Below are 13,747 nucleotides of genomic sequence, written 5' to 3' on the forward strand. Positions count from 1 at the left end.
TTTATAGAGAAAATAGGACACAAAAAGCTTCCCCAGTGGAAGCTTTTTGTCTACTGAAATTCAGCCTTGCTTTTAACGTCTTCGTATTCTTCTGGAGTTTCAGAAGAGAGAACAGTTTCGTAACTAGCTAGCTGAATGTTGTTACCGTATTTATTTTTAAGAGCTGTTGTTACCAAGCGATAAGCGAGGTTGGCATTACGTGAGAGGATAGGTCCATGAAAATAAGAACCAAAGACATTTTTATAATGAACACCTTCTTCACTGTCTTTCCCATTATTACCATTGCCGTAGATGACTTTGCCAAGCGGTTTTTCCTCATCTGACAGAAAGGTGCGTCCTTGGTGATTTTCAAAACCATAGTAAGTCTCATCAAACTCTTCATTGTGGATTTTAATGTCTCCAATATAACGGTTATTTTCTTGGTTGAGAGTGTAGTGTTTCATGATACCAGTACCATTGATTTTTTCACCATTAGCTTGGATATAGTATTGCCCTAGAAGTTGAAAGCCCCCACAAATAGCAAGTATAACACCATTATTTTGGATATAGCGTTTAAGCGTCGTACGTTTTTTAGGAAGATCCTTTGCAACGATAGACTGCTCATAATCTTGTCCGCCACCAAAAAAGACGAGATGGTAAGCGTTATCGTCAAAGTTATCATCTATAGATACGATGTCAACTGTGACATAGACACCCAACTTTTCAGCAACGTATTTCATCATGAGGACATTTCCATTGTCACCATAGGTATTCATGAGATTTCCATAAAGGTGAGCTATACGTAAACTATAGGGGTATTTCTTTTGAATAGTAGATTGTAGAGAGGTATAGGTCATTAGTTCATCTCCTTTTTCACAGCATGACGTTCAGCGAGCAAGTCTCGAAATTCTAGCATAGCCGTATAGGTCGCAAGGATATAGGCATGTTTGCTCTCTTGGTGTTCAATCATGGTCATAATATCCTCAAGTTTATTTGCTTGTGTGATGTGTTCATTAGAGTAGCCAGTGACTCGCAATCGCCTTGCGATTTCAGAGTGTCTAACACCTCCAGCAAAAATCTGTGGAATATTCATATCTAAAATTGCTTCAAAGTTAGCATCCCAAATCCAACTTGTATCGATTCCATCAGCGTAATTGGCATTGAGCAGAACAGATAGAGTAAATGGATACGGAGCTAGGGCAATCATATCCAGTGCTTGAGAAGCACCAACAGGATTTTTGATAAGGACAAGCGTACAGTTCTTATCACCAATGGTAAAAGTTTCCTGACGTCCAAATACAGCTCGACTTTTATCAAAACCAGTCTTTATCTGGCTAGGCTCAATCTCAAAATACTCGGCAACAGCTACGGCAGCTAAAGCGTTATAAATATTATAAAGCCCACCGACATTGATTTTGTAGTCTTGAGCATCAATGACAAAGCGTGAAAATGTATTGGTAATTTCCCTTAGCTCTGTTAATGCATAGTCTAGTTTTGGACGTTCAAAGTCGCAGTTAGGACAAGTATAGTCTCCTAGATTGGCATAAGTATTGATACGATAGGTGAGGATACTGTGACATTGTGGACAAAGTATGCCCTCTGTGTTGTAATGTGCTAATTGCGGTTTTGTTTTTTTTGTGTCAAAACCATAAAATCGTACAGGATTGAGAATCTTCTGAGAGTTAAATAAAGGGCTATCACCGTTAGCTAAAATAGTTGCCCTTGGAGCGTTAGAAGCGCCCTCTAAAATCATCTGATAAGTTGTGTAAATCTCTCCGTATCGATCCATCTGGTCACGAAAAATATTGGTAAAGACAAAGAGAGTTGGTGTGATGTATTTGGTAATTTTGGGGAGACTTGCCTCGTCTACCTCAAGAACCGCAATTTTTTTCCCAGATTTGGCTTTTTTAGCCGTTAAAAAGGTTGACACGATACCTGTTATCATATTAGCACCGCTTTGGTTGGTCGTAACCTCTCCAAAAGCTTCTTTTAAAATACCCACTGTAAGTGCTGTTGTCAAAGTCTTGCCATTTGTACCTGTTACAACTACGATTTCATAATCTTTAGCAATTGTGTCTAAAATAGCAGGATCGCACTTGAGTGCTAGACGACCAGGAAAAGTCGATCCACGTCCTAACTTATTGAGTACAAAATGTGCTAATTTTCCTAATGTAATTCCCATTAAAGTCCTAAATTTCATATTCTCATTCTACCAAAAAATAAATTAAATAGATAGTTGGAACATTGCTTTTGATTTGTGGTATAATGAAAGTATTCCGATTTTTGACTATTTTTTGAGGATATGAAAAGTTGGAACAAAGTACAGTAAAGAGTGTGAAGTAAATCAATGAATTTTTTAGAAATATTTAATAATACGTTTTGGCAAAATCTGATTGAAAACCCATGGTTGCTTGTTATTCATGCTTTAGATATTGGAATTGTGACCTATCTTATTTACCGCCTTATCAAGGCATTGGCTGGTACAAAGATTATGTCACTTATTCAGGGGGTTATTCTTTTTGTTTTACTACGCTTAGTGGCGGAGTGGATTGGTTTGACAACGATCACCTATCTGATGAATCAAGTAATCACCTACGGTGTCATCGCAGCAGTTGTCATTTTTGTACCTGAGATTAGGGCAGCACTTGAAAAGTTTGGACGCACCACACAGGTTTTTCGCCAACGTCCACAGCAAAGCAAGGATGAAAAATTGGTTGAATCGTTACTAAAGGCAGTAGCTTATATGGGACCACGTAAAATCGGTGCTTTGATTTCCATCGAGCAAACGCAGACTCTGCAAGAGTATATCGCAACAGGGATTTCCCTAGATGCTGATATTTCAAGTGAGCTTTTGATTAATATCTTTATTCCCAATACACCGCTTCATGATGGGGCGGTCATTATTCGTGATGATAAGATTATAACGGCTTGTTCTTATTTACCTTTGACCGATTCTATGGGAATTTCAAAGGAGTTTGGAACACGTCACCGTGCAGCCATTGGCTTGTCTGAGAATTCAGATGCATTGACAGTAGTCGTTTCTGAAGAAACGGGAGGAGTTTCGATTGCAGTTCGTGGTGAGTTTATGCATGATTTGACCAAGGAGAATTTTGAATCTGTCTTGAGAGCAGAGCTTATTCAGACAGATAGGACCGATGTGACTTGGATTCAAAAGATATTAGGGAGAAAGAAATGAAAAAAAAAATAGATTTTCTAAGCAATAAAGGGTGGCTCATCCTCATTTCCTTCTTTTTGGCAATTTTGCTTTTTCTAACAGCAACAGCTAATACTACCAATAAAGTAGGAACACAGATTTCAGGTTCTACGGAGACTTATACGCACACTCTTACCAATGTTCCTATTGACTTGAAATATGATAGCAATCAATATTTTGTGAGTGGTTACTCTTATGAAGCAAAGGTCTATCTCAGTTCGGTCAATCGGATTAAATTAGATTCGGAGATTAACAACGATACCCGTCAATTCAAGGTTGTTGCCGATTTATCTAATATCAAGACAGGTACACAAACGGTAAGGCTTAAAATAACCAATCTACCGAGTGATGTTACAGCGACGGTTGAACCTAAAACGATATCGGTTACGATTGGAAAGAAAAAGACGAAAACTTTTGATGTGGTGAGCAATGTTCCTACTAATCAAGTGGCAGAAGGGTATGAGGTGACACATGTTGAAACGAGTCTTAAAACAGCTAAAGTGACAAGTGATGAGTCTATCATTAGTCGTATCGATCATGTAGAGGCAAGTCTTCCAGAAGATGAGGTTCTGACTGGCAACTACAGTGGCAAGGTGAATCTTCAGGCAGTTGCCAAAGATGGTACGGTTTTAGCAGGTATTATCAGTCCATCAAAAGCAAAATTAAATGTGTCTGTTACAAAATTAACAAAACAAGTTCCTATTAAACTTAATCTCACAGGAACTATGAACGATAGCGTTAGTAAGATAGATTATAAACTCAGTCAGGATACAGTTACTATTTCTGGAAGTAAAGAGGATCTAGATGCAACATCGGAGATTACAGCTAGTATTGACATCTCACATATCGTTAAAGATACGACAAGAACGATTACTCTATCAGCAGATAAGGTGACAATCACACCTGCTCTAGTAACTGTTCAGTTGACAACAAGTAAAAAATAATAGATAATAAACAAAATCAGACATGGAGGAAGCGAGAAGTCGCAAATTATTATGGGAAAATATTTTGGAACAGATGGTGTCCGTGGTGAAGCAAATGTTGAATTAACCCCAGAATTAGCTTTTAAACTAGGGCGTTTTGGAGGCTATGTTCTGAGTCAACATGAGAGTGAACGTCCGCGTGTCTTTGTTGGGCGTGATACACGCATATCAGGTCAACTTTTGGAGTCAGCTTTGGTGGCTGGGCTTTTGTCTGTTGGCATTGAGGTGTATCTACTTGGTGTTGTAGCAACTCCTGGTGTTGCCTACTTAGTCCGTACAGAAAAAGCAAGTGCTGGTGTCATGATTTCAGCCAGTCACAATCCTGCATTTGACAATGGCATCAAGTTCTTTGGTGCAGATGGTTTTAAGCTTAATGATGACTGTGAACTTGAAATTGAAGAGCTTCTGGACGCTGATGAGGACAAGTTACCAAGACCATCTGCTGAAGGTCTTGGAACAGTGGTGGATTATCCAGAGGGCTTACGCAAGTATGTCAAGTTCTTAGTATCTACTGGAGTTGATTTAGAGGGAATGTCTATTGCTCTTGATATGGCAAATGGCGCCGCCTCAGCTTCAGCTAGAGATGTCTTTTTAGACTTAGGTGCTGATATTACAGTCATGGGAGACCAGCCAAATGGTCTTAATATCAATGCTGGTGTGGGTTCGACTCATCCTGAAAATCTCCAAGATTTGGTCAAAAAATCAGATTGTCAAATGGGACTTGCCTTTGATGGCGATAGCGACCGTTTGATTGCTGTGGATGAAAATGGTAATCTTGTTGATGGAGATAAAATCATGTATATCATCGGCAAATATTTAGCAAAAAAAGGGCAATTAGCTAAGAATACAATCGTCACGACAGTGATGTCTAACTTGGGATTTCACAAAGCATTAGAGCAAAATGGTATTGAAAAGGCGATTACTGCTGTGGGAGACCGCTATGTTGTTGAGGAGATGCGCAAGTCTGGTTATAACTTAGGTGGTGAGCAGTCAGGACATGTCATTATCATGGACTATAACACCACGGGTGATGGACAACTGACTGCCATTCAGTTGGCTAAAGTAGTTAAAGAAAGTGGTAAAACGCTGTCAGAACTTGCTGCTGAGGTAACGATTTACCCACAAAAGCTAGTTAATATCCGTGTTGAAAATGCAATGAAACATAAGGCAATGGAAGTGCCTGCCATTGCTGATATTATCCATAAGATGGAGACTGAGATGGATGGTAATGGTCGTATTTTGGTACGCCCAAGCGGTACAGAGCCACTCCTTCGTATCATGGCAGAAGCTCCAACACATGAAGAGGTAGACTACTACGTGGATACTATCGCAGAGGTTGTCCGCCAAGAAATTGGAATAGAATAAATGATAAGAGGTTAAAAACCTCTTTTTTAGACAAAAGTAGGTCTAAAGCGATGGAAGCAATAGCGATATTTGTAGATCATTTTAGTAGTGAGGCAAGAGTGATTTTTGATTAGATGATACCAGAATATTGAAAAGTCTATATCAACTATGTTTATCAAACAGGTAGTAAAGCGACACAGCAACGCCGTGTAAATTACTTAACTATGTGTTTTTGTGCTTGCTGAATTGTCCTCACTTTATATCCAATTTTTAACACTCAAGTAAGAATACGAGGTGGCAAACTGGCAGTATCCACAAAGCTATCTGATTTATGATGACAAGGAATCAGCTATATTGCTATTGGAAAAAGAGATTCTAATCGTTTTGAGGTTATTTATAGCGGGACTTTTATCGGCGTCTTAATGATGAATTATGCTTCTCTTAGCTTTGCCTCCTGAGAGTCTGGGGCAGGATTTAGGAAGAATTTGTTGAAAACTATGCTAGAAATCACTATTTGGCTAAGATACTGAGCGTCTATATGAGTCATTCCACCTCATTGCATGCTTTTATAGCAAATAGGATACCATAAAGAGTCGCATCAGAGTAAAAAGTTTCCCTTTTTGAGCTTCAAAATGTTACAATAGTCTTATGTTTAAACAACCAACATCCGCTTATATACATATTCCCTTTTGCACGCAAATTTGTTATTATTGTGATTTTTCAAAAGTGTTCATCAAAAATCAACCTGTTGATGACTATCTTCAGGCTCTTATTGCCGAGTGGGATAGTTATGATATTAAAACGTTAAAGACGCTCTATATTGGAGGAGGGACACCAACAGCTATTAGCGCTAAACAACTAGATTATTTGTTGGATAATTTGACTAAAAACTTAAATCTTTCGGAGCTAGAGGAGTTCACAATTGAGGCAAATCCTGGTGATTTAACAGCAGAAAAAATAGCTGTGATCAAGCAATCAGCAGTCAATCGAATCTCTCTTGGCGTACAGACTTTTAATAATCGCCATCTCAAAAAAATCGGGCGTAATCATAATGAAGCTCAGATATATGAAAGTATTGACGCCCTGAAAAAAGAGGGGGTTGATAATATCTCTATTGACCTGATTTATGCCTTACCTGAGCAGACCATGGCTGATGTACGTGAAAATGTCCGAAAAGCATTGGCACTTGATATTCCCCATCTAAGTCTTTATAGTCTCATTCTTGAGCATCATACTGTTTTTATGAACCGTATGCGAAGGGGACAACTTCACTTACCGACTGAGGATTTGGAAGCTGAGATGTTTGAGTATATTATCAGTCAGCTAGAGCAAAATGGATTTGAACACTATGAGATTTCAAATTTTACGAAACCAGGTTTTGAGAGTCGTCATAACCTGATGTATTGGGATAATTCGGAATATTATGGTGTGGGTGCGGGTGCTTCTGGTTATCTAAATGGTGTTCGCTATCGAAATAGAGGACCTATCCAGCATTACCTAAAGGGTGTTGCTAGTGGTAATGCTAGGTTATCTGAGGAAGTCTTGACTCTAGATGAAAAGATGGAAGAAGAGGTCTTTTTAGGGTTACGCAAGAAATCAGGTATCTCCATGACACGATTTTCTAAGAAATTTGGGGTTCCTTTTTGGAGTCATTACGGTCGAGTCGTTGAAGAGTTGAGAAAAGATGGACTGCTCATTGTGGAGAAAGATACTGTTCGTATGACAAAGAAAGGGTTGTTTTTAGGAGATACTGTTGCAGAAAAATTTATGTTGGAGTAAATTATGGGTCTATTATATAGTGAAAGTTATCAAGTACCTTTTTATGAGACAGATGTTAATCATTATATGAAATTACCGCATCTTTTGTCACTAGCTTTGCAAGTATCTGGTAAACACTCAATGACTCTTGGAGTTGGCGATGATGTGATTTTTGAGCAGTATGGCTTAGTCTGGGTGATTACAGACTATCACTTAGATATTATACGCTTGCCACGCTATGCTGAGAAGATTCGTATTGAGACAGAAGCTACTGCTTATAATCGTCTGTTTTGCTATCGCAATTTTTATATTTATGGCGAGGATGGTACAAAAATCATAACTATTTTGTCAACTTTTGTATTGATGGACTTTGAGACAAGAAAGGTTCATCCTGTTATTGAGAATATTGTCAGTGTTTATAAAAGTGATAAAGTCAAAAAAGTTATTCATGGGCCTCGATACAAACCGCTTGAAACCCCTGAAGATAGACTTTATCATGTGCGCTATTTTGATCTTGATATGAATGGACATGTCAATAATAGCAAGTATTTAGAATGGATGTTTGAGGCGATTGATTTTTCTTTTTTAAAAGGACATATACCTAAGACCATTGATCTTAAGTATATCAAAGAAATTCATTATGGTAGCGATATTGTCTCTAGCATTGAGACAAATAAAAACATAACAAAGCACGAGATTTCAGTAGATGGTGTGGTACATGCACGATCCATTATTGAATGGCAAGAAAAAGAGTGAGGAGCGATTATGACTTATCAAGGGTATTTGATTGATTTGGATGGGACGATTTATAAGGGGAATGAGCGTATCCCTGCGGGTGAGCGATTTATTGAAAACCTACAAAAACGTCATATTCCTTATATGCTTGTGACCAATAACACGACACGAACACCAGAGATGATACAAGATATGCTATCTAACCAGTTTCATGTTGACACACCGCTTGAGAGTATTTATACGGCTACCATGGCAACAGTAGACTATATGAATGATACAAATCGTGGTAAGACTGCCTATGTTATCGGTGCACAAGGACTTAAAGAAGCTATTGCAGAGGCTGGCTACAAAGAGGATGTGACTCACCCAGCTTACGTAGTTGTGGGGTTGGACTGGGAAGTTACTTATGATAAATTAGCTACTGCGACTCTTGCTATTCAAAGGGGAGCTGTTTTTATCGGTACCAATCCCGATCTTAACATTCCAACAGAACGTGGGCTTATGCCAGGAGCAGGTAGTCTTTTGGCTTTTCTTGAAGCTGCGACCCGTATCAAGCCTATTATCATCGGAAAGCCAGAGGCTGTTATCATGAACAAAGCACTTGAACGTCTGGGGGTTGATCGTTCCGAAGCGATTATGGTGGGAGATAACTACATGACGGACATCACAGCAGGTATTAAAAATGATATTGCAACCTTACTTGTCCTGACTGGTTTTACGAAAAGAAAGGAAGTACCAACACTTCCAATCCGACCTAACTTTGTCTTAGATAGTTTAGATGATTGGACATTTGATGAAAGGTAGATGGCTGTTTCCTTTTAGTGTACTCTGGCTTTTGGCACTTTGTGTTGTTGCAACTATTGGTATTGCTTGGCTGACTTATCCTTTTGAGATAGGTTTTCTCCATTTGACCGATGTTGTAGATTTGACTAAAGATACTATTTGGCACAATTTTAATCAGCTTATGACCTATCTGACTAATCCTCTTATCAGTAAGCTATCAATGGCTGACTTTCCTTCATCTGCAATGGGATTAAAGCACTTTAGGGATGTCAAGCATCTCTTTCAACTAGCACATGTAATAGCGATGGGGGTTAGCCCTTTTGCTATCGTCTTTTTCTATCGCCAGATAAAACATAGAAGTCTTTTTTGCTATTGGTATATATTGACTGTGATGGCAATGCTACCTCTTTTCTTTTTAGGAATGGCAGTATTAGTGGGATTTGATAACTTTTTCACTCTCTTTCATAAAGTGCTTTTTCCGAAAGATACAACTTGGATTTTTGACCCTCTGGTTGATCCTGTTATCTATATTTTACCAGAAGAATTGTTTTTACACTATTTTGTTGTCTTTTTCTTTCTCTATGAATTCACTTTTTGGAGCTTGGTCTGCCTTGCGCGTTATCAGCTCAAAAAGAGACTAGAAAAAGCGTGAGACTTGTAATTCGTGTTATACCCACAGCTTTGGATTGTTTGCTATTTTTACATTTGTCAAAGGATGTGATAAAATGAAAGTGATAATTAAGAACAGGAGTAATGATTTTGGAACAAACATTTTTTATCATCAAGCCTGATGGTGTCAAAAGAGGATTAGTTGGAGAGATTTTGACACGTATTGAGCGTCGTACCTTTACTATTGAACATTTAGAAGTACGTATGGCAACTGAGGACATTTTGCGTAAGCATTATGAAGATTTGGTTGATCGCCCCTTTTTCCCACAGATTGTTGATTATATGACAAGTGGGCCTATTGTGATTGGTGTTATATCTGGTAATGACGTTATCCAAACATGGCGTACGATGATGGGTGCAACCAATCCTAAAGATGCAGTTTTGGGTAGTATCCGTGGTGATTTTGCTCAGGGTCCGGCAAAAGGAGCTGCAACGTTCAACGTTGTTCATGGATCAGACTCACTAGCATCTGCTGAGCGCGAGATTGCTCTTTGGCTAGGAAAATAAAGTAAAAGTCTAGGTTGCTCTAGACTTTTTTGCTTGCGGACAAAGAAGTCATTTGTCTCTTTCTGTCTTTGATGCTTTTTGGTATAATAGTGGGTAAGACTATATTAGTATAGGAAGATAATATGAATATTGAAGAACTGAAACAACGTCAGAAAAAAATCCGTAATTTCTCTATTATTGCCCATATTGACCATGGAAAGTCAACGTTGGCAGATAGGATTTTGGAGGCGACAGAAACCGTTTCTAGTCGTGAAATGCAGAATCAATTGCTGGACAGTATGGACTTGGAGAGAGAGCGGGGAATTACGATCAAGCTCAATGCTATTGAACTCAATTATACAGCAAAAGATGGTGAAACTTATATTTTCCACTTGATTGATACGCCGGGGCATGTGGACTTTACTTATGAGGTGTCTCGTTCCTTAGCAGCCTGTGAGGGGGCGATTTTGGTGGTTGATGCGGCTCAAGGAATTGAGGCTCAGACCCTTGCTAATGTCTACTTAGCTTTAGATAACGATTTAGAAATCATATCGGTCATCAATAAGATTGATCTGCCTGCAGCAGATCCTGAGCGGGTTCGGACGGAGATTGAGGACGTGATTGGTCTGGATGCTAGCGATGCAGTCTTGGCTTCTGCTAAGTCTGGTATCGGAATTGAAGAAATCCTTGAACAAATTGTGGAGAAGGTTCCCGCTCCGACAGGCGACGTCGCTGCTCCCCTCAAAGCCTTGATTTTTGACTCCGTCTATGACAGCTACCGTGGAGTTATCCTACAAGTGAGGGTCATGGACGGAATGGTTAAGCCTGGAGATACCATTCAGCTAATGAGCAATGGCAAGACCTTTGATGTAACCGAAGTCGGTATTTTTACCCCTAAAGCTGTGGGTCGGAACTATTTGGCGACAGGTGACGTTGGCTATATCGCAGCCTCTATTAAGACCGTTCAAGATACCCGTGTTGGTGATACAGTCACTTTGGCCAACAATCCAGCAGACGAGTCACTTTCTGGCTACAAGCAGATGAATCCCATGGTTTTTGCGGGCCTTTATCCTATCGAATCCAATAAATACAACGACTTGCGGGAGGCTTTGGAAAAACTTCAGCTTAATGACGCTAGTTTACAATTTGAACCAGAAACTTCGCAGGCTCTAGGATTTGGATTTCGCTGTGGATTTTTGGGCTTGCTCCACATGGATGTTATTCAAGAGCGCTTGGAGCGAGAGTTTAATATTGACTTGATTATGACAGCGCCAAGCGTTATTTATAAGGTCAATATGACCGATGGAGAAAGCCTAGATGTATCCAATCCGAGTGAATTTCCAGATTCGACCAAGATTATCTCGATTGAAGAACCGTATGTTAAAGCTCAAATCATGGTACCGCAGGAATTTGTTGGGGCTGTCATGGAATTGGCTCAAAGAAAGCGTGGCGATTTTGTAACCATGGATTATATTGACGATAATCGAGTCAATGTCATTTATCAAATCCCACTGGCGGAGATTGTCTTTGATTTCTTTGACAAACTTAAGTCCTCCACTCGTGGTTATGCCAGCTTTGACTATGAAATTTCTGAGTATCGGGTGTCAAAACTGGTCAAAATGGATATTCTCCTAAATGGCGATAAGGTCGATGCTCTCAGTTTTATCGTGCATAAGGAATTTGCCTATGAGCGTGGAAAATTGATTGTTGATAAGCTTAAGAAAATTATCCCTCGCCAGCAATTTGAAGTGCCGATTCAAGCGGCGATTGGGCACAAGATTGTGGCTCGAACCGACATCAAAGCTCTCCGTAAAAATGTCCTTGCTAAGTGTTACGGAGGGGACGTCTCAAGGAAGCGCAAACTCCTTGAAAAGCAAAAGGCTGGTAAGAAACGCATGAAAGCTATCGGAAGCGTCGAAGTTCCCCAAGAGGCCTTTCTTAGCGTCTTGAGCATGGATGATGAGTAAAGATGGTTTCTTAAAAGAGGGTCAGTCTAAAGTACTGATTATAGAGTGGACGTAACATTCTTAGAAAGGAAATAGACCATGCCAATTCGTTACGCAGTAAGAGAAGATATTCCAGCATTGAAGCTTTATTAGTACAGATTTTAGAACACCATCACAAGCTTCGATTGGATATTTTTGAAGCTAAAGGTAGCAAATTTACCATCGAAGAGCTGCTAACACTAATAAACGGTGAGAAGCGTTCTATATTTGTGTATGAGGAGAATCATGGTGAGCTATTAGGACACTCTTTACAGTGATTGAAGAAAAAAACGTATAAAACTTTGTTTATTGATGACTTGTGTGTTGATGAAAAGGCGCGTGGGCAAAACATTGTTGAGCAGTTGTACTAGTTTGAGCTTGCCTTTTCCAAGGGTTTGGGGTGCTATAATAGCATATCAGATGTTTGGGAAGGTAACGAAGGCTTCAAGTGATTTTATGAACGATTAGTACTAAGACCTCAAGAATATAAACTAGGGTATATCCTAAATTAAAAAAGCCAGCACTATCTAAAGTTGCTGGCTTTTGTCTTGACGTTGCTATTATTTAATTCCAACGATTGATTTATGAGTGAGTTGATTATTGATAAAATCGAGGGTAATTTGAGGAGTAGTTTTATTATCAGTTCCTTTGATACCGCTAATCCATATAGCTTGCAGTTTGACATGTTCAGACGAAGAAGACTCAGAGTAGGTGTCGGGTTGTCCTAGTAGGTCAATAGCTTGTTGAAAGGTCATATTGTCTGTGATCTTAGCAATTTTGTCTGGTGTTATGGTATTGTAACGGATAAAATTAAAGTTTGAGATAGAGCGTGAAATCGCACTATCATGTAGGAGATAAACTGTAACAGTTACACTATCAAATTGCCAAGTATAACCATCGAGTGTCACGTCACCAGCAGGTGTTTGAAAAGTTTGAGCAGGATCGCCAAACATCGCTTTTAACTGCTCTAAATTAGTACCACCAGTAAAGTTAGAATCTACAGTTCCTAATGTAATATTATTAAAAGCAAGCCGTACATCTTGGTGTTTGACAGGGACATTAGAGACCTTGGTTACGGTAGATGAGTTTGTTTGTGACTGTTTTTGAGGTGTGCAGGCAACAAGCCCAGCGCTAAACACACACACTAGTATTAACCGACCTAATTTTTTCATGCGATTTCCTTTTTTATACGATTTCTTTGATACTAGTATTATATCATAAGTTTTTAACAAGCATAGAAGGTGACTTGTTATATTCTGATAATAATATAAATAGGAGACTTTCATCAAAAAAGCCCCTTGATGAGGGCGATCGCTTTTTTATATCAAACGAATGGAGCCGGTGGGGATCGAACCCACGTCCAAACATCTGCCAACATATTCATCTACAACCATAGGCTATGTTTTTCATTTAACTCAAAAGCGACACATAGCTCAAGCCTCTCTGGAGCGAGCCTATTAATCTCTTTTTAGCCAACTAGACAATGGCTAAACGTAGTTTGCTTATCAATAAGACTCTCTAACAAACGCAAACAATCTGTAGAAAGTCACGCAGGCTGGTGTTTAGGCAGCTACTGCGTAAGAAGTGTTATTTTTTGCAGTTATATTTAACTGGCAATTTTACATCCGCCGATGAGTTGCCAAATATGTCTCATAATGCCTGTCGAATCCAAAACGACCCCAAAACATCATAACATATAGTATAGCAAAGCAGATGAAAGAAAGCAAGTCAAAACCGTGTAAAAGGCAGACATATTTTGAAAATAATTGACACTTTCTAGGTCAGGATTTTTTAAATGATTTTGATAGTAT

General features: G+C 39.1%; 12 protein-coding genes and 1 other RNA gene. 9 read left to right on the forward strand and 4 right to left on the reverse strand.

The genetic code is table 11. The features are described from left to right. Nucleotides 1–50 precede the first annotated feature (50 nt). Together gatD and murT are read right to left on the reverse strand one after the other, a co-directional pair. Nucleotides 51–836, reverse strand: a complete 786-nt coding sequence (gene gatD, locus NXS10_RS00490; protein WP_259136511.1) for a lipid II isoglutaminyl synthase subunit GatD — start codon at nucleotides 834–836, stop codon at nucleotides 51–53. Then, on the reverse strand, nucleotides 836–2,179 hold the full coding sequence (gene murT / locus NXS10_RS00495) for a lipid II isoglutaminyl synthase subunit MurT (protein ID WP_259136513.1): 1,344 nt from the start codon (nucleotides 2,177–2,179) through the stop codon (nucleotides 836–838). The genes gatD and murT overlap by 1 nt, the downstream gene beginning before the upstream one ends. A 147-nt stretch (nucleotides 2,180–2,326) precedes the next feature. Between murT and cdaA the strand changes: the two genes are divergently transcribed. From cdaA to lepA, 9 genes are all read left to right on the forward strand, one after another. After that, nucleotides 2,327–3,175 (forward strand): diadenylate cyclase CdaA, encoded by an 849-nt coding sequence (gene cdaA, locus NXS10_RS00500; RefSeq protein WP_259136515.1) that lies wholly within the window; start codon nucleotides 2,327–2,329, stop codon nucleotides 3,173–3,175. Next, on the forward strand, nucleotides 3,172–4,137 hold the full coding sequence (locus NXS10_RS00505; protein ID WP_259136517.1) for a CdaR family protein: 966 nt from the start codon (nucleotides 3,172–3,174) through the stop codon (nucleotides 4,135–4,137). Before cdaA ends, NXS10_RS00505 begins: the two co-directional genes overlap by 4 nt. Nucleotides 4,138–4,188: 51 nt before the next feature. Continuing rightward, nucleotides 4,189–5,541 carry a phosphoglucosamine mutase gene (gene glmM, locus NXS10_RS00510; RefSeq protein WP_259136519.1) on the forward strand — a complete coding sequence of 451 codons (1,353 nt, stop codon included), beginning with the start codon at nucleotides 4,189–4,191 and terminating at the stop codon, nucleotides 5,539–5,541. Nucleotides 5,542–6,168: 627 nt separating this feature from the next. Then, nucleotides 6,169–7,299, forward strand: a complete 1,131-nt coding sequence (hemW, locus tag NXS10_RS00515) for a radical SAM family heme chaperone HemW (protein ID WP_259136521.1) — start codon at nucleotides 6,169–6,171, stop codon at nucleotides 7,297–7,299. Nucleotides 7,300–7,302: 3 nt separating this feature from the next. After that, nucleotides 7,303–8,034, forward strand: a complete 732-nt coding sequence (locus tag NXS10_RS00520) for an acyl-ACP thioesterase domain-containing protein (protein ID WP_259136523.1) — start codon at nucleotides 7,303–7,305, stop codon at nucleotides 8,032–8,034. Between the two features lie 9 nt (nucleotides 8,035–8,043). After that, nucleotides 8,044–8,817, forward strand: coding sequence for a TIGR01457 family HAD-type hydrolase (locus NXS10_RS00525; protein ID WP_259136525.1), 774 nt, complete (start codon nucleotides 8,044–8,046; stop codon nucleotides 8,815–8,817). Continuing rightward, nucleotides 8,792–9,448, forward strand: coding sequence for a TIGR01906 family membrane protein (locus NXS10_RS00530; protein WP_259136527.1), 657 nt, complete (start codon nucleotides 8,792–8,794; stop codon nucleotides 9,446–9,448). Before NXS10_RS00525 ends, NXS10_RS00530 begins: the two co-directional genes overlap by 26 nt. Before the next feature lie 107 nt (nucleotides 9,449–9,555). Then, a complete protein-coding gene (gene ndk, locus NXS10_RS00535; protein ID WP_259136529.1) occupies nucleotides 9,556–9,972 on the forward strand; it encodes a nucleoside-diphosphate kinase in 417 nt (138 codons plus the stop codon). A 122-nt stretch (nucleotides 9,973–10,094) separates the two neighbouring features. After that, complete coding sequence (gene lepA / locus NXS10_RS00540) at nucleotides 10,095–11,918, forward strand: translation elongation factor 4 (protein WP_259136531.1); 1,824 nt, start codon at nucleotides 10,095–10,097, stop codon at nucleotides 11,916–11,918. Between the two features lie 578 nt (nucleotides 11,919–12,496). On the opposite strand, the gene NXS10_RS00545 is transcribed toward lepA, so the two are convergent. Together NXS10_RS00545 and ssrA are read right to left on the reverse strand one after the other, a co-directional pair. Next, complete coding sequence (locus tag NXS10_RS00545) at nucleotides 12,497–13,108, reverse strand: DUF3862 domain-containing protein (RefSeq protein ID WP_259136533.1); 612 nt, start codon at nucleotides 13,106–13,108, stop codon at nucleotides 12,497–12,499. 158 nt (nucleotides 13,109–13,266) lie between these two features. After that, nucleotides 13,267–13,617, reverse strand: a transfer-messenger RNA (tmRNA) gene (gene ssrA, locus NXS10_RS00550). Nucleotides 13,618–13,747: the final 130 nt, after the last annotated feature.

The organism is Streptococcus sciuri, assembly GCF_024814375.1.
GTDB classification, from domain to species: Bacteria; Bacillota; Bacilli; order Lactobacillales; family Streptococcaceae; genus Streptococcus; species Streptococcus sciuri.